This is a genomic window from Nocardia sp. NPDC004654, assembly GCF_040609595.1.
In the GTDB taxonomy this organism is placed as follows: domain Bacteria; phylum Actinomycetota; class Actinomycetes; order Mycobacteriales; family Mycobacteriaceae; genus Nocardia.
Window position 1 is genome coordinate 1,026,045 of the sequence record NZ_JBEXKI010000001.1, and the last position, 21,462, is coordinate 1,047,506.

Consider the following 21,462-nt stretch of genomic DNA (forward strand, 5'->3'; position numbering starts at 1 on the left):
GACCGCGCGGGTCGCGCGCGTTCGAATACCAGGTAACCAGCGATCCGGGGGTCCGACACGATCAGATGGGTAGCGCGCCTCGGTGTCCGCAGCCTTGCCGCCCACGCTCGGTCAGCGCGACTACTCCGTGGCCTGCCATCCGGGTGTGCGGACCCAGGGTGAGCGGACCCACAGATGCGCGTTCAGCGATACGCATGGGGGTCATCGCATCCGGAATTGCGGTTCGCTGCTGGAACTCCGCCCACTGCGCGTCCCGTATCTCGGCGAAAGGGACACCGTCGGACAGATTGCCGATGCGGTCCATGAAGATGCCGTCGACGATGTCGTCCCAAGCGTCGGGTGCGAAGCCGTGGTCGAGCAACCACTCCGACACCGGCTCGGCGCGCAGACCCTCCTCGGACGGGTGGGGGTCGCCATGCAAGGTCAGCTCCTCGTAGACGCAATCGTCGAGGTGGGCACTACGAATCGTTTCGCCGTTTTCCGCGATCCCCCAACCACCCCATTCGTAGTCACCCGCTTCCTTGTACCAGTGTGCTGCGCCGAATCGACCGCTCAGCTCGGCGCAACGTTCATCCCTGGACGGGCGCGACATCCGTGTGAGCCATGCCTGCTTGACGTCATCCGGCTCGTTCACCATGAGCGTCTCCCAGAAATAGGATTCCTGCGACTCCTGGATCCGATGCTCGTCGCGGGGGTAGTGCGACGCCGGATCCCCGAATACGAGCGTCCAGCCATCGAGCACAGCGCTGACGTAGACCCGTTCACACTCCTCGATCGGATGTCGTCGGTTTTCCGCGGCCACAACGGCGCCCATCGCGACGGTTGCCGGGACCGGATCCGACAGCCCGAACGCGTCGAGTACCGCGGCTTGGTCATCGGTGGGTAGCGCCCACCACAAGCACTCTTTTGCTGCTCGGAGGGGTTGAGGCCGCTCGCGTGCGAGCTTGCTCATGATGAACCGATGCAGCAGCGTGACGTCGGCTGGTTCGATGCTGGCGGATCAGCGCCGTGTGCTCTGGGCATGGAGACCGAGTGGGCGCGCGGTGTGCCCGAAGCGATCGCCGACAACTCGTTCGCCGAGCACACGATAAGGCCGTCCGGCAGAACCCCCATCGAGTAGCCGACTACTCTAGTCACCCGGTTTCTCTGTATCGAGGATTGCTCCTACTGCCACAAGTAAGGAGCGCCACCATGGCCAACATAAAAGTCTTGAGTTCGCCGGAAATATTCCTGGCGCCCGGTACGCCGCGCGGATTCGCGTTGACATTGCCGGCCGGGACACTGAATACCGCGGTCTTTTCCCTCGCGTTTCCGAGCAGGCCGATGGGAACGAAACAGTCCCTGTGGACCATCATGCACGGCGTCCACACGGAAGGCCGGACCGGCGGCGAGTTTCCCGCCCACAAACTGGTGATCTACTGGGTGACCGTTCAGGTCGCCGATCCCCAGGTGAACACACCGTTCACCATCGAGACCGTGACGTTCGTCTAGGTAAAGAAAGGAAAGGGAGATGAGCAAGCTTCTGGTAGTCGCGGACAACGACGGCACAGTCAAGGCCGCGGCGAAAGTAGATTCGGAGAACGAGCATTCGGTGATGACCATCGAGCTGCAGTCCGAGGACGAGTCGATTTACGAAGTCGAGCTGCCGAGCGAACTCGAATCGGGTCTGGACGGTCTCGTCGACTACCGGCTGGAGTCGGGTGCTCAGCAGCCGCAGCTGGTGAAGCGGACGTAGTTTGTCGCGCCGAGCCGCCTGGCTCGCGCGCCGTGCCACACCTCCGTGCCGAACTCCACACATCCCGCCGACCTCTGGTTTCACCTGATCACCGGAGGCCGGCGAATCACGTCGACCACGACGTCGCGGATCGTTCCCGTGTCCGGCGCCGAGAGCAGCCAGTGCCGGGCTGACCGAACCGATTCACCAGGGGAGTGTCGGAGCCCCTCGCGAGTCGGTCCAGGTCCTCGGCAACAGCCCAAACGTCAAGTGGTTGCCACCCTATGTGACCCCTACCCGGCGACAGCGCTCGTAACCTGTCAGCGGCCGAAGAATTCGATGGAAACGACCGGCCTACCAGCGCGTCGAAAACAGTAGCTGACAGCTGCTGCCGCGCAGGGTTTGTCGGGCGCCTCGGGCAATATCGGCGTCTGGCTATGCTGATCGTGGCACTTGCGCGGTGCTGCAAAGCGTTTCGACCTGGGTGTGCCCGGGTGGGGGAGGTGGTGCGTCGTGGCCGAGAACTTGAACGTCGATCCGGAGTGTGTCCGCGCGCACGCATCGAACGTGGAGAAGTTGGCGGCGCCGTTGGGGCAGGCGTTGGAGGCGGCGAAGGCGGTGTCGGCTCCGACGGAGGCGTTCGGGAAGATTTGTGCGTTTCTGCCGCCGTTGTTCGTCGATTCGGTCGAGTCCGATGGGATCGCGGCGTTGGAGGCCGCGGTGGCGGCTGTCGGTGTGGACGCGGGGAAGTTGCGGACGGTGGCCGATGGATACGAGAGCACCGACAGTTCGAATGCGAGCAAGCTGAAGGCGGTTGAGCCGAACGGGCCTGCCGCGTGAGTGATGGCCAGTCCAATCCGCTGATCGCACAGGTGGAGGACTCCACCGAGTGGTACTCGGGTGTCACGCTGTTGGAGACGGTGTCGGATACCTACGAGGCGATCTCGTCCGGTTCGTGGGTCGAGGCGGGGCTCGGCATCGTCGGTGTCGGACTCGAGGTCGCCGCTGTGGTGGTCGACCCGTTCGGCACGCTGGCCGGTTTCGGTGTCGGCTGGTTGATCGAGCATGTCGAGCCGTTGCAGGAGGCGTTGAACTGGGTCGCCGGTGACCCGGATCAGATCGAGGCGTATGCCAAGACTTGGAGCAACGTTTCGGAGAAGATCAACGAAGCAGCCGAGGCGCACAAGCAGGCCATCGAACAGGATATTTCCGAGTGGCAGGGCGCGACGGCCACCGCCTATCGGGCGCGTGCGGCCGAGACCGCTGATGCGTTGGCTGCCGCGACGAAGGCGGCCGAGGCCGCGTCGCAGGCCATCCAGATGGCCGGTGGTGTGGTGGCCGCGGTGCGGATGGTGGTGCGCGACATCGTCGCTCAGACCGTCGGGCGCCTGGCCGTGTGGGCGGCGGAGGCGATTTTCGCCCTCGGTCTCGGCACACCGGTGGTGGCTACGCAGGCCGCGGTCTACGTCGCCAAGACCATGAACACGATCTCGAAGCTGTTCCGCAAACTCGCCTCGACGATGGCGAAGCTGACCCCGCTGTTGCGGAAGCTGTCCGATGCGTTCGCCGCGATCATGAAGAAGCTGACCGGGAAGGGCACCAGCCCAGCGGGTGCTCGTCCATCCAAGAAGACCACCGACACCGACACCACACCGGCCAACACGGATACGAAACCGGCCAACACCGACACCAAGCCTGCCGGTACCGAGACCAAGCCCACCGATAATCCATCGAAACAGCCTGATACGCCTAGTAACTCGCCCGACAGCACCAATCCGGCGGGCACCAACTCTCCCAGCAACACCGACAAGCCCAACAGTCCGTCGAAGTCGAACGAGGGTGTGGGTGATGAAGCGCGGAACAACAATCCGAAGGACACCCAAAAGCCAGAGGACGTCAACTCCTGCGGTGACCCGGTCGATGCCGCGACCGGTGAGTTCCTGCTTCCGGAAACCGATGTGGAGTTGACCGGTGTGCTGAGCCTGGTGTTGCGGCGCAGACATCGGTCGAGCTACCGGTTCGGACGCTGGTTCGGCCCGTCCTGGTCGGCGAGTTTCGACATGCGCGTGGTAGTCGACCAGCAGGGTGTGAGTTTCGTCGGTGAAGACGGAATCCTGCTGGCCTACCCGCACACCGCACCCGACATCGCCGTGCTCCCTGCGGGTCGTGGACCGCGTTGGACGATGACCCGAACCGAATCCGGCGGGTACCGCGTCTTCGACCCCGACCGCGAAATCACTTGGCACTTCACACCCGAGCCCACACACACCGCCCTGCCCACGCTGCTCGGCGACTACCCGATCACCGCGATCACCGACCGCCACCGCAACGAGATCCGCTTCCACTACGACACCGACGGCACCCCAACCGAAGTCATTCATTCCGGTGGCTATCGACTACGAGTCGACACCGCCGACGGACGCGTCACCTCGCTGTCGGTGCTCGGGCGCGACGCCTACGGCACCGAAATCGTCACCCGCGTCCGCGAATTCGGCTACGAAGCGGGCGAGTTGGTGTCGGTCACCAACGGCGTCGGCGCCACGACCTGCTACACCTACGACGACCAGCATCGGATGTTGTCGTGGACCGACTCCAACGGCAACCAGATGCACAACGTCTACGACTGGGCCGGACGTGTCATCCGCCAGCACGGCACGGGCGGCATCATGTCGGCCGAATTCGACTACGACACCCTTCCCGAAGGGTCGGGAACCCGCACGACTTACACCAATTCCCTCGGCGCGGTCACCGTCTTCGAGTTCGACGCCGATCTGCGATTACGGAACACAATCGATCCGACCGGAGCCCGCACCCAGACCGACTACAACGACGACCGCAAGCCGGTCCGGGTGATCGCCGCCGATGGCGCGGTCACCCGATACGAGTACACCGACGACGGCGACCTCAGCGTGGTCACTCGCCCAGACGACGCATCGATCACCATCGAATACCAGGCCCGGAACCGGCCCGCCGCGATCAGCGATGTCGATGGTTCGGTCCGGCGCTTCGAGTACGACGAGAGGGGCAATGTTGCCGCGATCGTCGACAGCGCGGGTCTGCGCACCGTGCACAGCCACCACCCGTCCGGCGCTGTCGCCTCGATCACCGAACCCACCGGCGCACGCACGGTGATCGAAGTGAACGCGGCGGGCCTGCCGATCACCATCGTGGACCCGCACGGCGGCGTATCCCGGATCGTTCGTGACCATTTCGGCCGACCGGTCACCGTCATCGACGCCCTGAACGCGATCACCCGCTATCAATGGTCGCCGGAGGGAAAGCTGCTGTGCCGCACCGACTCCGACGGCTATACCGCTACCTGGGAATACGACGGCGAAGGCAACCTGCTCACTCACATCGACCGCGCGGGTGGACAGACCAGCTTCACCTACGGCGGGTTCGACCTACTGACCGCGCGCACCGAGCCCGATCAGACCGTCACTCAATACGCCTGGGACACCGAACGACAGATGGTCGCGGTGGTCAACCCACTCGGCCACACCTGGCGCTACACCTACGACCCGGCCGGTCGAATCGTCAGCGAAGTCGACTACACCGGCGCGCAGACCCGATACGACTTCGACGCCGCCGGGCGGGTCACGGCCATCACCGCGGCCACCGGCGTCACCAGACGCAACCGTTATGACCTTCTCGGACGGCTTGTCGAATCGCGCGCCGACACCGGCGAATGGGTGCGGTATTCCCACGATCTGGTCGGACGGCCGCTCACCGCGATATCCGGCGTCGGCAACGACCGCACGCACACCGTCGAATCCATTTACACAGCCGAAGGCCGCCTCGCGTCTCAACGAGTCGACGACCGCGCCGCGATGCATTTCCACTACGACGACTTCGGTCGCCGCATCGGTCGAACCAACCCATCCGGCGCGACAACCACCTGGCAGTACGACCCAACCGGCCGCACAACCGGGATCATCACCGACGGCCACTCCATCGCCTTCGCCCACGACGCGGTCGGCCGCAGCACCGGTTGGCGCCTCGGCGCCATCACCGTCGAGCAGACGCTCTCATCCCACGGCCTCGTCACCCAGCAGCAGGTACACGCCGACCCGGCGCCCACCCACGATTCATCGACCCCACACAATCCGAGCCTGCTGCGCCGCGACGACTACACCTGGCGCCCCGACGGATACATCACCACCCACACCACCACCCGCCCCGACACCGGCCCCCTCGTCCGCGACTACACCCTCGACGCGATCGGCCGCATCACCACCATCACCGCCAACGGGCAAACCACCGAGCGATACACCTACGACGCGCTCAGCAACATCACCAACAGCCAACTACCCGAGAACATCTCGACCACACCTGATCCGACCGCTACCGCTGTCGCCGACAGAACCGAATTGATCACCGACGGCCGTCGCGAGTACCGCAATAACCTGCTCATCCGAGACGGCCGCACCCGCTACCACTACGACCAAGCCGGTCGCCTCGTTCGCAAGGAAACCACCCGCCTATCCCGCAAACCCGACATCTGGCACTACCGCTACAACGCCTTCGACCAACTCACCGACGTCTACACACCAGACCGACAATGGTGGCACTACACCTACGACGCACTCGGTCGCCGTACGACCAAACAACTCCTCGCTGATGACGGCACCATCCGCGAACGAACCGACTACACCTGGGATCGCACCCAGCTGATCGAACAAAGTGCACCGCAATCGGTAATGCGCTGGAATTACGAGCCCGATAGTTTTGCCCCGATCACTCAGGCAACTGATCAGGCCGAGATCGACAGCGCATTCTTCGGCATCATCACCGATCTCGTCGGCACACCGCTCGAACTGGTGGATCCGGCTGTCGGGCACAGCGTGGGGCGCGCCACGCCAGGATTATGGGGAAACGTCACTTGGCAGGGATCGGCCGATACACCGCTACGCTTTCCCGGGCAGTTCCATGACGCCGAGACGGGACTTAATTACAACCTCCACCGGACTTATGACCCATGCACAGGGCGGTTTCTTACCCAAGACCCGCTCGGGCTGGCGCCGGCACCGAACCCCAACACTTATCCACACAACCCCACCGTGTGGATGGATCCCTCTGGGCTGCAATGCCTCAAGGAAAACGAAATCTACCTGTACCGCGCGGTGCAGCAAAGGGAGCTCGCCCAGATACTCGAGAATCGGGCGTTTGATAATCCTCCGGGCATCGAGACGAAGTACTTCGCCTTGTCCGAGGAGGCTGCGAATTCCTATGCGAGAGAAGCATTCCGAAACTGGCCTGGCGAGGGTCCGTACACGATCGTCCGTACCACCATCGATAGAAGTCTTATTCCTGATATCAGCCGGGTAGAGTTGTCGGACAAAGGTGTCGGAGAAGCGGTTGCCTTGCCGACCGAGGTTCTGTCGAAGCTGGGCAGACCGAGAATTTTGCCGCATGGTTTGACGGGAGACTAAATGATTGCTGTCAGCGTGATCGCCGCACCATCGGAGGTGGTTATTTCACCATGGCGTGAAGTGCTCGAGGGAGTTCCCGGGATCGAGTTCCGGATCGCTAAGATGCCTGCTGCCGCCGATGGTTGTGATGCGGCGATCGTGCCGTCGTATCTCGCTCTCGATCGATACGGCGGACGTCCCAGGTCCGACGCGCAAATACGGGAGAACCACCGAGTGGACGGACTTCCGGACTTCATCGTCGTAACTCCTTCGTACGGCCCAGTCGTCGGCGACGTCGACAGCCACGCTCTCGCGGATCCGATTTACGAAATTTTCGTCTCTTGCCTGAGGTCGATTGAGGATTTCAATCGTACAGAAATTGACAGGTCTATCGTGCATCTCCTGGTACATGTCGTCGCCCTGGGATTCGAGGCGGTTGACGACGTGGTTGTAGCAACCGCTTTCCGCCGCGCCTGGCGGGAATTCGGTCATTGACCCCGTTGGAGTGCCTGCATGCTACTGGCCTGGCAAATACATTGGAGGCAGGGAAATTGGATACGAGTCGGGAACTGACGACTACGACCCTGTGGCGTCCGACCGGGCTCGAGGAGTTGGGCTGGTCGCTGACTCGGGGCGGCATGCGTGGCCGCCTCGTTTGCCGGATCAGCCGATCTTCCACCCGGTGTTGACCGAGGAGTACGCGGTCATGATCGCGCGAGACCGGAACGTTCCGGCACAACATCAGTACCGGCCGCATGGCGTCCGTCGAAAAGCTCACGGCGCAACCGCAATTCACGCTCCACCTCGCCGACGTAACCGATCCTGGTGTCTTCGCCGACCTCGTAGACGTCACCCACATCGCGTACGTTGCGGGCTCGGGCGGTTCCGCCGCCCGGCGGCCGATCGAGATGCTGCGGGCGGCGTCGACCGGTACCCTCGCCGCTCTGGATCTGGCAGCGCGGTGCGATGCCCGCATCGTCATCGTCACCGGCGTCCCGGAGGCGTTGACCGCGCCAGCTGTCGCGTCCTATGTGCTGGGCCATCGTGATCTCGAAAATAACTGTCTGGCAGTCACTTTCGATGCTACTGCGTCAGGCTATATCGTAGCCGAGGCGGCCGCCTGCTATTGCGAGAGTGCGAACGTCGGCATCGTCCGGCCGTTCGAGGTGTACGGCCCGCACCTGTGGCCCGGCGACGGCCGCGTCACCTCCACGATCTGTGCCGCCGCGGTGCGCGACCAAACACTCGAGCTCGCCGACGGCGACCGGCGCTCGTTCGTCTACGTCACCGATGCCGTCGAGGCCGTGATCGCCATGCTCGACAGTGCGGCATTCGGACCGGTCGACATCGGCGGCCCGTACCCGCTCACCACCGCGGCGTTCGCCCGTACCGCCGTCGACATCGCCGGCAGCGGTTGGGTCGAGGTCGCTCCGGCGGGCGGCGCGAATGTCACCCGACACCCGGATCTCACCCGCACCCAGTCGCTCTTGGGCTGGCGGCCCACCACACCCCTGCACGACGGACTGCATCACACACTCGATTGGATGCGCACCATCCTGACCCAACACCCCAGCGAGGAGCGGCTTGGTGGAAGCAACGATCTGGTCAATTACGCAGGGGTGTCCGGTGATGCGAACCCGATCCACTGGCACGACGAGGTCGCCGCTCTCGCGGGTCTTCCCGATGTGATCGCCCACGGCATGCTCACCATGGGCCTGGGGGCCGGATTTGTGACCGGGTGGCTCGGTGACCCCAGCGCGATCACCAGGTACGGGGTCCGGCTGTCGAACTACACGGTCGTCGAAGCCTCCGCCGCCGGGAGCGTCGAGTTCACCGGGCGCATCAAGTCGATCGATCCCGAGACCAAGAGCGCTGTCGTCGTCATCGTCGCGAAGTCGGCGGGACGCAGGATATTCGGTCTTGCCACCGCGGATGTTCGCTTCACGTAGTCACTTCCTTGGGCGCTCGATCGCTCGGACAGAGCAGGGTGTCGCATGTCGACGTCGACATGCGCAGCGAACGCGGTGACAGGCCTGGGATGTGATGTGCGCGTAGCTTGTAGCCTCGACATGTGAAACTCGGAAGGCTTTCTTGCATAGGCGCTCTCACCATCACCGCGGTGTCCGTAGCCGCTCCTACCGCCGCAGCTTTCCCCACCGGCTCCTTCGGCGGTGGGGACGGGCGACAAGTGGTGATCATCGACAACACACTGGAACTGAGCAGTCTGGACGAGTGCTGGGCCAGCGGCTTCCCGCGCGATATTCACTTCCACAACCGCAGTGCGCGCAACTTCCTCGTGTACGCATCCAACGACTGCACCGGCGAGCCCACCGCAACCGTGGCTCCGGGTGGAGTCGCGACGATCTTCGGCTGGTCCGCCAAAGCGGCCCCGTAGAACACTGTTGCCAGGCGCCTCCAGAGCCAATCTAGTTGGCTTCGGAGAGCGCTCATTTCGTCCGCAGGCTTGCTCTCCTCGTAGGTCGGCTGGGCGCGGCGGCCGACTACTCGTGTGTCGCACCTCGATGGCCGAACGAACGACCTCCGCCCCACCCGTCGCCCGGATCGGTCACGGTATGGCCGCCAAACGGCGATGGTATGGATACACGGCTTCGATTCCCCTTGTAATTGGGAACTCTTGGGCAACACGCTGAGCGGAGGAACGAGGAGGCCGATATGAGCGAGTTCGCCTGCGGCGATTGCTGGCGCCGCGAGAACCTGACTTTCGCGCAGCGACTGGACCCGGCTTACATCCGGCGCGGGAATGGGCAACTGTGCGAGGAGCATCGGGCCAGCAGGAACGAATCGCGGGCCTTGGCGCCGCTCGCGAAGCGCTCGTGTCGACCGAGATCCATATCTGGAAAAGAAGGCAGTCACCCGTTGCCGTAGTTTCACCGGGCAGAAATCGTGCGGTGCGTGCGGTTACGAAGCGGCGTGGCGGGCGACGAGCGACCGCCGCGCGACAACCGAAACTTGCCCACTCCCAAGCGTTCAACTCAGAGCGCGTCTGCCCGACGGACTACACACCACCATCGACTGGATGCGCACCACCCTGGCCCATGTCGAGTAGACCACGACGCCATGTCATGGGCTGCTGTGCGCGCGAAGCTTGTAGGGTCGGCTTGTGAAACTCGGAATGCTTTCTTGCATAGGCGGTCTCACCGTCGCAGCGGCGTCCGTGGCGGCACCCACGGCCGCCGCTTTCCCCACCGGCTCGTTCGGCGGCGGGGACGGGCGACAAGTGGTGATCATCGACAACAAGCTGGAGCTGAGCAACCTGGACGAGTGCTGGGCCAGCGGCTTCCCGCGCGACATCTACTTCCACAACCGCAGCGCGCGCAACTTCCTCGTCTTCTCCTCCAACGACTGCACCGGTGAACCCATCGCGACCGTGGCGCCCGGCGCGGTCGCGACGTTCTACGGCTGGTCGGCCAAGGCGGCCCCGTAACACGTTCTCAATCGGCGATCGCACCCAGCGATGATGACAACGCGGGCACAGCGGTCAGGCGAAGACCTCGTCGAGGGTGGTGGCGGTCAGGACGCGGACGGTCCAGGTTCGTACCTGCGTCGGGTCCGCGGCGTGGATGGTGTCGGCGATCCTGGCCGGGATCGGTCCGAACTTGCTGGTCAGCAGATCGATCAAGGCGTTCGCGCGACCTTCGGCGCGACCTTCGGCGCGGAGCCGTTCGGCGGTGGTCACAATGGCCTCCTTGGCTCGTGGACCGAGTCGGTCGATGAGCGGTTGCAGATCGGCTTGCTGGGTGTCGCCGACAATAAGAATGTACGACGCGACGCATTGAAATTCATCTGTGCCGCCAGGACCGTCCAGGATGGCGTGCAGATCCTCGATCAGTGGCAACAGATCGACACCGAGGTGGGTGTTCCCGGGGACGATCTTGTGTAAGGCCAGCATTACGCGGGCTGCGGGGGTGAGATCGCGGGCACACAATGCGGGCAGGTCGAGGGCGGCGACGTCGTCCAGCAGGAACCTGAAACGCGGCAGGTATGGATCCAGAGCCTCTCGGGTGGTCGAATCCAGATCGATGAGCTCGGTCAGTTCGGTGGGCGCTTTCCATCGGCGGCCGGTGTGGTTGCTGTGTACGACCAGCGGGACCACCGCGGGCAGGGTGCGAGTGTCGGGGTGCTGGCGGACGTAGTGGTTCCAAATGTTGACGAGATAGTCCAGCATGCGCAGTGGCATAAGCGGGTCGCTGCGGCTTTGGTGCTCGATGAGCAGGTAGAGGTAGGCGTCGTGCCCGTCCAGACGGGTCCGGAACAGGAGATCACTGTAGCGGGAACGCAGGTGCTTCGACACGAAACTGCCGGACTGGAGTTCGAGTCCATTCCAATCTACCCGTGCAGCAACATCTTTCGGCAGCACCCCGCGTAACTCGGAGGCGGCATCGGCGGGACGGCCCATGACGTGCCGGAAGTACGCGTCATGCGAGTTCGATCGCGGCGCTGCGGACATGCCCGCAAACTACTCGTGACCGGTGTCGCTCGGCACCCGAATGTCCTCAGTTCTATTGCGCTGACAGCGAATTCGGACAAATAGGGGACGGGTGCCGCAGTGAAACCGCTGAACCGCAGCAATCGCAGTAGTCGGCGCTTGCCGGTCTCGCGCGGCGCCGTGCCCTCTCGGTTCGAGTCAGGAGAACAGGTTTCGCACGAATGGTAGGGAATCGGGTAGGGAGGCGTTGACCGTTCCGCTGTGGTCCTGCGGGTAAGTCCGCAACGTGACCGGCTGCCCGTTGGCCTGCAATGCCGCGGCGAAGGCGAGGGTGGCGGGGGTGATGACGTCGGTGTCGCGCAGGCCCTGGCCGAGGAAGAGGGGACGGTCGTAGCCGGATTCGGGGAGACCCATGGTCCGGGTGAGGACGCCGCGCAGGTCGGGGATCTGGGCGAGGGGGCGGGTGAAGAGGTCGCCGAGGACGACGTTGGCCGCGCCGAGCTCGTCGCCGAATTCGTTGATGCACGCGGTGCGGGCGCGAACGAGCCAGTCGCGGCCCGCGTCGGTCAGGTAGGACTCGATGTCGAGTTCGGGGTAGGTGGTGCGCAGGCCGTTGAGGATGTACAGCACGTAGGCGGTGCTGTGCGCGCTCAGTTCGAGCGGCGGCATGCCGGGGCCGAGCGGCAGCAGGATGTCCTCGATGTAGGCGGGCACGCCGGTGCCGACGGCGCCGCGGTAGTCCAGGTCGGGCCCGCCGAACTCGGTGGCGTAGCGGGCGGTGACGACGGCCGCGCCGCCGCCCTGGGACTGGCCGACGACGACCCACTTCCTTGCCAGCGAGGGATACCGGCTGGTCGCGGCCTTCACCGCGTCCACGACGTTGTGCGCCTCGACCTTGCCGTTGAGATAGGGGTGCTCGCCCGGCGTCCCGAGTCCGGCGTAGTCGGCGGCGACCACGGCGTACCCCTGCTTCAGCCAGGTGCCCAGGTAGGCCCAGTCGCGTTCGCGGGCGCCTGGGCCCGCGATGCTGTAGGCGCAGTCGTCGCCGAGACCGACGGTGCCGTGTGCCCACGCGATCACCGGCCACCCGCCCTCGGGCGGCGTTCCGGCCGGGAAGTAGACCGCGGCGCTGGCGGTGGTCGGAGCGTCGCCCGCGGTGGTGGAGCGGTACAGGAGGCGGGCCGCGTCGGCGGCGTCCGGCGGTGTCGCGACCGCGGCGAGCGGCGCGACGGATTCGAAAGTGCCCGCCGCGAGGTCCGCGCTCGCGGTGGACGGGTACAGCAGGGCGGTCGCGCAGGCCGTCACAGCCGCCGCGAGGCATAGCTTCCGCATGGGGCTCCTGTTCGCTGAGCGTGGGGACACGTTGGATGTGTACACGCCGATGTGTTCATTGGGCGCCCTCTCTACCCTTCGACGCGCGTGGGGCACCTCGGTGGAGTTGGACGCTTGCTCGAGAATGGCTCTCCGCCCAAGTCTGCCGCATTCCCGCGGCGCGGGTGTCCTGGCCCACACGGAGGGCGGCCGCCCCACCCTGTGAATCGACTCACAGACCGGATCGCCCCGGCGTGTTGCCGAGGGGGCGGACGCGGAACGCAAACAGTACAAGCGTTACGCTAAAACCCCACGTCAGGGCTACCCGCGGGTAGGTTGAATGCTTGCAATTCGCCCGCAAATTTCGCAGAGTTAGCAAACGGTAGGCGAAACCTAGCTGAGATTCACATTAGCAACAGGTAGACGGCTATTTCCCGGTGTGCCATCGTGTGGAAGTACACCCCAAGGGCCTAGCAACCCTGCAAATCGCCGCTCCAGCAGATCGAGTGAAATCTCGGCAAGCGCGGCACCGACCGACCAAAGAAGTGGAGTCAGAGATGTCGACCACCGGCACCCCGAAGACCGCTGCGGAAATCCAGCAGGATTGGGACACCAACCCGCGCTGGAAGGGCATCACCCGTAACTACACCGCGGACCAGGTGGTGAAGCTCCAGGGCACCGTCGTCGAGGAGCACACGCTCGCTCGCCGCGGCTCGGAGATCCTGTGGGATCTCGTGAACAACGAGGACTACATCAACTCCCTCGGCGCCCTCACCGGCAACCAGGCCGTGCAGCAGGTGCGCGCCGGCCTGAAGGCGATCTACCTGTCGGGTTGGCAGGTCGCCGGTGACGCGAACCTCTCCGGCCACACCTACCCGGACCAGTCGCTGTACCCGGCCAACTCGGTGCCGCAGGTCGTGCGCCGCATCAACAACGCGCTGCTGCGCGCCGACGAGATCGCCAAGGTCGAGGGTGACACCTCGGTCGCCAACTGGCTGGCTCCGATCGTCGCCGACGGCGAGGCGGGCTTCGGTGGCGCGCTCAACGTCTACGAGCTGCAGAAGGCCATGATCGCGGCCGGTGTCGCCGGTTCGCACTGGGAGGACCAGCTGGCCTCCGAGAAGAAGTGTGGCCACCTGGGCGGCAAGGTGCTGATCCCCACCCAGCAGCACATCCGCACCCTGACCTCCGCGCGTCTGGCCGCTGACGTCGCCGGCGTGCCGACCGTGGTCATCGCCCGCACCGACGCCGAGGCCGCCACCCTGATCACCTCCGACGTCGACGAGCGCGACCGCGAGTTCCTGGACGGCACCCGCACCGCCGAGGGCTTCTTCGGTGTGAAGAACGGCATCGAGCCCTGCATCGCGCGTGCCAAGGCCTACGCCCCGTACTCCGACCTCATCTGGATGGAGACCGGTGTGCCGGACCTCGAGGTCGCCCGCAAGTTCGCCGAGGCCGTCCGTGGCGAGTTCCCGGACCAGCTGCTGGCCTACAACTGCTCGCCGTCCTTCAACTGGAAGGCGCACCTGGACGACGCGACCATCGCGAAGTTCCAGCGTGAGCTCGGCGCGATGGGCTTCAAGTTCCAGTTCATCACCCTGGCCGGCTTCCACTCGCTGAACTACGGCATGTTCGACCTGGCGCACGGCTACGCCCGCGAAGGCATGACCGCGTTCGTCGACCTGCAGGAGCGCGAGTTCAAGGCCGCCGCCGAGCGTGGCTTCACCGCCATCAAGCACCAGCGTGAGGTCGGTGCCGGCTACTTCGACTCCATCGCCACCACCGTCGACCCGAACACCTCCACCGCGGCGCTCAAGGGCTCCACCGAAGAGGGTCAGTTCCACTGAGTTGACCAGCCCGCAGTGATGCAGGCCCGCAATCCTCTACTCGAGTAGGGGTGTACCGCCCTCCCCGCCGAACAGCCCCGGCGGGGAGGGCATCCCTATAACTTGGACCAGAACCCCCAAGCCATCCCAGCCACACCAGACCAGCAGGAGCGGGACGTGAGCAGCGAGAAGATTCAGCGTGTCGGCGTCATCGGCGCCGGACAGATGGGTGCCGGAATCGCGGAGGTGTGCGCCCGGGCGCACGTCGACGTGCTCGTCTACGAACAGACCCGGGAACTAGCGGCCGCCGGCCGCGCCCGCATCCTCCGCTCGCTGGATCGCGGTGTGAGCAGCGGCAAGATCACCGAGCGCGAGCGTGAGCAGGCCGCGTGGCGGCTGCGCTTCACCTCCGACCTCGGCGATTTCGCGGATCGTCAGCTGGTCGTCGAGGCCGTGCTGGAGAACGAAGAGGTCAAGACCTCGATCTTCGCCGAGCTCGACAAGGTCGTCACCGACCCGAACGCGGTGCTGGCCTCCAACACCTCGTCCATCCCGATCATGAAGATCGCCGTCGCGACCGCGAACCCCGAGCGCGTCGTCGGCATGCACTTCTTCAACCCCGTGCCGGTGCTGCCGCTGGTCGAGCTGGTCACCACGCTCAAGACCAGCGAGGCGGTCGCCAAGCGCGCCGAGGCCTTCGCCGGTGACGTGCTCGGCAAGCAGGTCGTCCGCTCGGCCGACCGCTCCGGCTTCGTCGTCAACGCGCTGCTGGTGCCGTACCTGCTCTCCTCCATCCGCATGGTCGAATCCGGTTTCGCGACAAAGGAAGACGTCGACAAGGCCATGGTGCTCGGCTGCGCCCATCCGATGGGCCCGCTGGCGCTGACCGACCTGGTCGGGCTGGACACCGTGAAGTCGATCGCCGACTCGATGTACGCGGAATTCAAGGAACCCCTCTACTCCGCGCCCCCGCTGCTGATGCGCATGGTCGAGGCGGGCCTGCTCGGCAAGAAGACCGGCGCCGGTTTCTACCAGTACAACTCCCCCGCCTCGCCGCGTAACTAGCGGGCGGCGCGAAGCCGTCGGCGTCGGGCGCCGGTGCCGGCGGTTGGGTGTCGAACCGATTTCGGTCGTACCCGGCGAGTTGTCCGGCCCTCGCGAGATCGGTTGTCGCGTCGGGCGAAGGAGTTCGCCGGGCCTTCGTCCCTGACGCTCAGCAGCGAGACGGCCGCGAGCGGGCTCGTAAGACTCGCCCAGGGGGTGGCTGGGAGTGTTCAGATGATCGACAGGTGGGCCGGCTGAGCTGGGGGCAGCTGCTCATCGCTTCGCAGTGATACCAGTAGTAACGGCATAAGCTGCAAGGACGCCGAGTCGTTGACGCGGCTCGGCGGGACACCGAAAGCGCAGCGCTGCGCGTCGTCCGCCGTGCGGAGCGGATATCGCGCAGGTGATCGAAAGGGAGTTCCCGCGCATGGTCAACGTCACGGATGGCTACGGGTCGAGCATTCTGGGTTATCCCAGGATCGGGCCGCACCGGGAACTCAAGCGGGCACTGGAGTCCTACTGGCGCGGTTCGCTCTCGCGTGAGGAGCTGCTCGCGGTCGGCCGGGACATCCAGGAGCAGCAGTTCAGCGAGCTGGCGGCCACCGGACTCACCCAGGTGCCCGGCAACACCTTCTCCTTCTACGACCACGTCCTGGACAACGCGCTGATGTTCGGCGCGGTGCCGAAGCGGTTCCAGCCCTACCACGACGTGATGGAGCCGCTGGACTTCTACTTCCTGATGGCGCGCGGGCGGCCCGATCTGCCGCCGCTGGAGCTGGTGCGCTATATCGACACCAACTACCACTACCGCCAGCCCGAGCTGGACGGCGAGACCGAGTTCTCGCTGCATCCCGAGGCCCTGCTCGACGAATTCGACCGCGCCAAGGCACAGGGCATCGAGCTGCGGCCGGTCATGCTCGGTCCGCTGTCGCTGCTGCTGCTTTCCAAGGCAGGGCAGGTGCCCGGCGAGCCGGAGTTCGACACGCTCACCCTGTTGGACAAGCTGCTCCCGGTCTACGAGGAGCTGTTCGAGATTCTCGCCAAGCGCGGCGCCACCTGCGTCCAGCTGGACGAGCCGATGTTCACCAGCGAGCGCAGCGACGCCGAGCTGGCCGCCTTCGAGCGCGCCTACCAGCGGCTGTCCCACGCGCCGCTGCGTCCGCGCATGCTGGTCACCGGTCAGTACGGCGACTTCGGTCCGGCGCTGGCGATTCTGGCCGCGTCCAATGTCGAGGCCATCGGCTTGGACCTGGCCAGCCACCGGATCCGCCCGGAGGATCTCGCCGAGGTGCCGGGCATCCGACGCAAGCGGCTGTACGCGGGCGTGATCAGCGGCCGCAACGTGTGGCGCGCCGACCGTTACGTCACGCTGGAATACCTCAACGAACTGGCCAAGGTGTGCCCGGATCTGGTGGTCTCCACCGGTAGCACGCTGCTGCACGTGCCCTACGACCTGCTCGTCGAATACGACATCGAGGGCAACGTCGCCGACCGCCTCGCCTTCGCGAAACAGAAGGTGGGTGAGGTGGTTTCGCTCGCCAAGGCGCTCACCGAGGGCCCCTCGGACAAGTGGCGCAAGCGGCCGACGGAGGTGCACTTCAAGCAGAAGCACGCGGTGCGCCAACGGGTTTACGCGATCACGCCGCAGATGCGCGAGCGCGAACCCTACGCGGAGCGCCGAATCGCCCAGCAGGCCAAGCTGAATCTGCCTCCGGTGCCCGCCACCACGCTGGGCTCGTTCCCACAGACCGACCGGATCCGCCAGGCCCGTTACGAACTCGGCGAGGGCAGGTTGTCCTACGAGGAGTACCGCAAGCGCATCGAGGCCGAGATCGAGACGACGATCCGGCTGCAGGAAGACATCGGCCTCGACGTGCTGGTGCACGGCGAGCACGAGCGCAACGACATGATCCAGTACTTCGCCGAGCTGCTGGACGGCTTCGCGACCACCCACTTCGGGTGGGTGCAGGTCTACGGATCCCGTTGTGTGCGCCCGCCGATCATCTACGGCGACGTCTCGCGTCCCGCGCCGATGTCGGTGGAGTGGATCACCTACGCCCAGTCGCTCACCGACAAGCCGGTCAAGGGCATGGTCACGGGTCCCGTCACCATGATCGCGCGGTCGTTCGTGCGCCAGGACCAGCCGCTGCACGAGACGGCCGACCAGGTGGCGCTGGCGATCCGTGACGAGGTGGTGGATCTGGAGCGCGCGGGCATCTCGATCATCCAGGTGGACGAGCCCGCGATCCGAGAAATGTTGCCGCTGCGGAACATCGGGCGTGCGGAGTACCTGCGCTGGGCGGTCGGCGCGTTCCGGCTGGCCACCTCCGGCGTTCGGCCGGAGACCCAGATCCACACGCACATCGGCTATTCCGGCCGCGCCGAGGTCGTGGAGGCGATCGAACAACTCGACGCCGACGTCACCGCGATCGTCGCGACCCGCTCCATCGAGTGGGTGCTCAAGGCGCTCAAGGAGGACTGCGCCTCGGGTCACGGCCTGAGCCACGGCGTGGGTCCCGGTGTGTACGAGAGCCGATCGGCCCGTATCCCGGACATCGATGAACTCGACGAGCTGCTGACGGCCGCGGCCGCGGCCGTCACCCCGGAACGGCTGTGGGCCAACCCGGACGGCGGACTCAAGACCCGCCACTACTGGCAGCTGGAGCCCTCGTTGCGCAACATGGTCGCGGCTGCCCGGCGTATCCGTCGGCGCATCCCTACGGCCGAATAGTCCGATCGGCACGGGCTGCCTTTCCGTTGCGAAATGGGAAGGCGGCCCGTTGTTTTCGGTGCGACTTGCGCGCGGTGTCGGTCGGCCGTCGACGATCCGTACTGAGCGGCTGAGCGGCTGAGCGGCTGAGCGGCTGAGTGGCTGAGTGGCTGAGTGGCTGAGCGGCTGAGCGGCTGAGCGGCTGAGGCCTGGCTCCCGGCGTCGTCAGCCGTCGGAGGATGGGCTGTCGTATGGTCCCCGACCGGGTGGGCGATGAGGAACGCGCGGACGAAGGCGGGTTCGTTCAGACGCGGCCCGCGCAGCGCCGCAGGCGCCTCATCGGCGGCGGGTGCAGTACGTCTGTCATTTCGGTACGGTTCGTACCGTATTATTTGTGCATGACTGTGGATGAACGAGCGTGGCCAGATTCGCTACGGGTGGCCCAGGTGCGGGTCGCGCGGCCGACGGATCGGCTCGACGAGGTGGTGCGGTTCTACGTCGACGGGGTCGGCCTGCGCGAGCTGTACCGATTCGAGAACCACGCGGGGTACGACGGTGTGATGCTCGGGCTGCCCGGCGCCGACTATCACCTGGAGTTCACTTCCCATGTGGACGGAAGTCCCGGTGACGCACCGACTTCCGAGAACCTGCTGGTCCTCTACTTCGAGGGCGAAGCGCAGATGTACGACGTGGTGCAGCGGCTGGGCGAATACGGTATCGAGCCGGTACCGCTCGAGAATCCGTACTGGGCGGCGAACGGCGGCTTGGGCTTTCCCGATCCGGACGGTTGGTTGGTCGTGTTGATGCCGCGGCCGGTGTTCTGATGGCGGGGCGGGCGCGCGACGATCGGATCGATGTCGCGGTCTTGACGGCCGCGCGAGAACTGCTGGACGAGAACGGATATGCCGAGCTGACGATCGGCGGTGTGGCGACGCGGTCAGGGATTCACCGTCCCGCGATCTATCGGCGCTGGCCGTCCAAACGGCACTTGGTCGTGGCGGTGGTCGCCGACTTGCTCGGTCTGCGGCCCACCGCGAACACCGGCGACCTGCGCGCCGATCTGTTCGCGGCGATGCGCGATCTCGTGGCCGCCCTGCGCGATACGTCGCTCGATCGGGTACTTCCCGCGCTGCTCGCGGATCTCGCCAACGACCCCGAACTGCGCGAGCATTTCCTTGCCGTCGTCTTCGAGCCGCGACGACAGACCACCGAGACTGCGCTGCGCGCGGCGATCGACCGCGGCGAGGTGCGCCCCGAGATCGACATGGACTTCGTGCTGGACGCCGTTGCGGCGCCTATCTATTTCCGCGCGCTGTTCGGCCACCTGCCACTGGACGAGGAACTCGCCGAGTCCTCGGTCGACGCCGTCCTGCGCCTGATCGTCCCGGCCGGATGACCCGGTAGCTTCGATGCGATCAGGGTCGTTGCGACGCGAACCCAGGTCGCTTCCGGCGAACCTGGTCGTTTCGGCGCGGACGGGGTTGCTTCGACGCGAACCGGGTCGCTCCGGCACGCGGAGTCGTTCCGGTCGTGACAAGCCGATCGCCCGGCGCCATGACTCGCGGAAAACTGGTCAGTGCTGGGTGCGGGTGAGCCGAAGCATCAGTTCGCGCATTCTTTTCCGGCCGTTCGGCTTGGTCGGTTCGGGTGCGGGGGATTCCACGTCGGTCTCCACCTCGTAGCGGCGGATGTACGCGCCCGCGAAGGCCTGCACGGTGGCGGTGACGGGGATGGCGAGCAGCGCGCCCGTCGGGCCGAGTAGCGCGGCGCCCGCGATCACCGCGCCGAAGGCGACGGCGGGGTGCATGTCGAGGGTGGTGGCGGTGATGCGCGGTTGCAGGACGTAGTTCTCGAACTGCTGGTAGAGGACGATGAATCCGAGGATCCACAGCCCGTCACCGGGACCGCCGTTCACCAGGGCGACGATCACCGGAAGGGCGCCGGCCAGGTAGGTGCCGACGGTCGGGATGAACTGGGAGACGACGCCGACCCACAGCGCCAGCGCGAACGCCGACGGCACGTCCAGTACGCGCAGCACCACGTAGTGCGCCAGAGTCGAGCAGACGGCGAGCAGGCCGCGCGAGTAGATGTAGCCGCCGGTCTTGTCGACCGCGATGTCCCAGGCGCGCAACACATGTCGCTGGCGGTGCGGCGGAAGCAGCGAGGACATGGCGTTGCGGAAGCGCGGGCCGTCGGCGGCGAAGTAGTAGGTGAACAGCAGCACGCCGAGGATCTGGAAGAGCGCCCCGATCGCGGCCGTGCCGATGCCCCAGGCGTTTTCGGCCAAGCCGACCAGGTAGCCCTCGAGCTGGTCGCTCCACTCCGTCGCGTATTTCTGAATGTCGGTGCCGGAGAGCTCGGTGTTGAAGGTTTGGTTGACCCAGTCGACGACGCGGTCGGCGTATTCGGGCGCGTTCTGCACCAGCGTGGTCACCTGGTCGACGAGCAGCGAGCCGAGGGTGTAGACGAACCCGACGACGATCATCAGCAGGCCGAGGAACACCACGCCCGTCGCGAGTCCGCGTCGCACCCCGCGCGCGGCGAGCCAGTTGACCGCGGGTTCGATGGCGAAGGCGAGGAACAGCGAGACCATCAGCACGGTGAGCAGACCCTGGAGCCGCTGCAACACCCAGAATCCGAAGATCAGGCCCGCGACCGTCGCGGCGGCGAGCAGGAAGGCGCGCAGCAGCCACGGGGGCGGACCGGCCGAGAGGTCGGTGAGCACCCCGCCGCCGCGATCCGAGTCGGGCTCGCGCTTCGCCGATCTCGGCGCTCCGGGTTTCACTGCCTCCGAACGCGGCTTCTCGAACCGGGGTGCCCCGGGGCCCGGCTCCTTCGAGCCGGGTGCTCCGGCACGTGGCGCACCGGTCCCGCGCGCGGCGGAATCTCCCGCATCGGACTTCGGGTTGGTCGAGTCTTCGTCATCCGCGGACACAAATCCACGGTACTTACGCGAGAGGAACCCGCGCCCGCAACATGCCACGCTGTGGGCCGAGGGA

Annotated in this window: 17 protein-coding genes; 13 read left to right on the forward strand and 4 right to left on the reverse strand. The window is 65.7% G+C overall.

What is annotated here, in order from left to right; genetic code table 11:
• Positions 1-61 precede the first annotated feature (61 nt).
• Entirely contained in the window at positions 62-952 is an 891-nt protein-coding gene (locus tag ABZV58_RS04690) for a hypothetical protein (protein ID WP_354998785.1), read from the reverse strand.
• Between the two features lie 371 nt (positions 953-1,323).
• Between ABZV58_RS04690 and ABZV58_RS04695 the strand changes: the two genes are divergently transcribed.
• The 8 genes from ABZV58_RS04695 (at position 1,324) to ABZV58_RS04730 (ending at position 10,570) form a co-directional block, all read left to right on the forward strand.
• Positions 1,324-1,491 (forward strand): hypothetical protein, encoded by a 168-nt coding sequence (locus ABZV58_RS04695; protein ID WP_354998786.1) that lies wholly within the window; start codon positions 1,324-1,326, stop codon positions 1,489-1,491.
• 19 nt (positions 1,492-1,510) lie between these two features.
• Positions 1,511-1,735, forward strand: coding sequence for a hypothetical protein (locus ABZV58_RS04700; RefSeq protein ID WP_354998787.1), 225 nt, complete (start codon positions 1,511-1,513; stop codon positions 1,733-1,735).
• Between the two features lie 492 nt (positions 1,736-2,227).
• Positions 2,228-2,554: a type VII secretion target gene (locus tag ABZV58_RS04705; protein WP_354998788.1), complete on the forward strand. Its 327-nt coding sequence runs from the start codon at positions 2,228-2,230 to the stop codon at positions 2,552-2,554.
• The gene (locus tag ABZV58_RS04710) at positions 2,551-7,146 is read left to right on the forward strand and encodes a DUF6531 domain-containing protein (protein WP_354998789.1); all 4,596 of its coding nucleotides are present in this window, start codon (positions 2,551-2,553) and stop codon (positions 7,144-7,146) included. Before ABZV58_RS04705 ends, ABZV58_RS04710 begins: the two co-directional genes overlap by 4 nt.
• On the forward strand, positions 7,147-7,620 hold the full coding sequence (locus tag ABZV58_RS04715; protein WP_354998790.1) for a hypothetical protein: 474 nt from the start codon (positions 7,147-7,149) through the stop codon (positions 7,618-7,620).
• 260 nt (positions 7,621-7,880) lie between these two features.
• Positions 7,881-9,074 carry a MaoC/PaaZ C-terminal domain-containing protein gene (locus ABZV58_RS04720; RefSeq protein ID WP_354998791.1) on the forward strand — a complete coding sequence of 398 codons (1,194 nt, stop codon included), beginning with the start codon at positions 7,881-7,883 and terminating at the stop codon, positions 9,072-9,074.
• Positions 9,075-9,313: 239 nt separating this feature from the next.
• Entirely contained in the window at positions 9,314-9,520 is a 207-nt protein-coding gene (locus tag ABZV58_RS04725) for a hypothetical protein (RefSeq protein WP_354998792.1), read from the forward strand.
• Positions 9,521-10,300: 780 nt separating this feature from the next.
• Positions 10,301-10,570, forward strand: a complete 270-nt coding sequence (locus tag ABZV58_RS04730; protein WP_354998793.1) for a hypothetical protein — start codon at positions 10,301-10,303, stop codon at positions 10,568-10,570.
• A gap of 54 nt (positions 10,571-10,624) precedes the next feature.
• On the opposite strand, the gene ABZV58_RS04735 is transcribed toward ABZV58_RS04730, so the two are convergent.
• Together ABZV58_RS04735 and ABZV58_RS04740 are read right to left on the reverse strand one after the other, a co-directional pair.
• Positions 10,625-11,593 (reverse strand): Rpn family recombination-promoting nuclease/putative transposase, encoded by a 969-nt coding sequence (locus ABZV58_RS04735; protein ID WP_354998794.1) that lies wholly within the window; start codon positions 11,591-11,593, stop codon positions 10,625-10,627.
• A gap of 177 nt (positions 11,594-11,770) precedes the next feature.
• Complete coding sequence (locus ABZV58_RS04740) at positions 11,771-12,904, reverse strand: lipase family protein (protein ID WP_354998795.1); 1,134 nt, start codon at positions 12,902-12,904, stop codon at positions 11,771-11,773.
• Positions 12,905-13,440: 536 nt separating this feature from the next.
• On the opposite strand from ABZV58_RS04740, the gene aceA reads away from it, so the two are divergent.
• From aceA to ABZV58_RS04765, 5 genes are all read left to right on the forward strand, one after another.
• Positions 13,441-14,730, forward strand: a complete 1,290-nt coding sequence (gene aceA, locus ABZV58_RS04745) for an isocitrate lyase (RefSeq protein ID WP_354998796.1) — start codon at positions 13,441-13,443, stop codon at positions 14,728-14,730.
• Positions 14,731-14,886: 156 nt separating this feature from the next.
• Positions 14,887-15,774 carry a 3-hydroxybutyryl-CoA dehydrogenase gene (locus tag ABZV58_RS04750; RefSeq protein WP_354998797.1) on the forward strand — a complete coding sequence of 296 codons (888 nt, stop codon included), beginning with the start codon at positions 14,887-14,889 and terminating at the stop codon, positions 15,772-15,774.
• 406 nt (positions 15,775-16,180) lie between these two features.
• A complete protein-coding gene (gene metE, locus ABZV58_RS04755; RefSeq protein ID WP_354998798.1) occupies positions 16,181-18,484 on the forward strand; it encodes a 5-methyltetrahydropteroyltriglutamate--homocysteine S-methyltransferase in 2,304 nt (767 codons plus the stop codon).
• Between the two features lie 377 nt (positions 18,485-18,861).
• Positions 18,862-19,287: a VOC family protein gene (locus ABZV58_RS04760; RefSeq protein ID WP_354998799.1), complete on the forward strand. Its 426-nt coding sequence runs from the start codon at positions 18,862-18,864 to the stop codon at positions 19,285-19,287.
• Positions 19,287-19,859 (forward strand): TetR/AcrR family transcriptional regulator, encoded by a 573-nt coding sequence (locus ABZV58_RS04765; protein WP_354998800.1) that lies wholly within the window; start codon positions 19,287-19,289, stop codon positions 19,857-19,859. Before ABZV58_RS04760 ends, ABZV58_RS04765 begins: the two co-directional genes overlap by 1 nt.
• Positions 19,860-20,036: 177 nt before the next feature.
• Here the strand turns inward: ABZV58_RS04765 and ABZV58_RS04770 are convergent, their stop codons facing one another.
• Positions 20,037-21,248: an AI-2E family transporter gene (locus ABZV58_RS04770; protein ID WP_354998801.1), complete on the reverse strand. Its 1,212-nt coding sequence runs from the start codon at positions 21,246-21,248 to the stop codon at positions 20,037-20,039.
• Positions 21,249-21,462 lie beyond the last annotated feature (214 nt).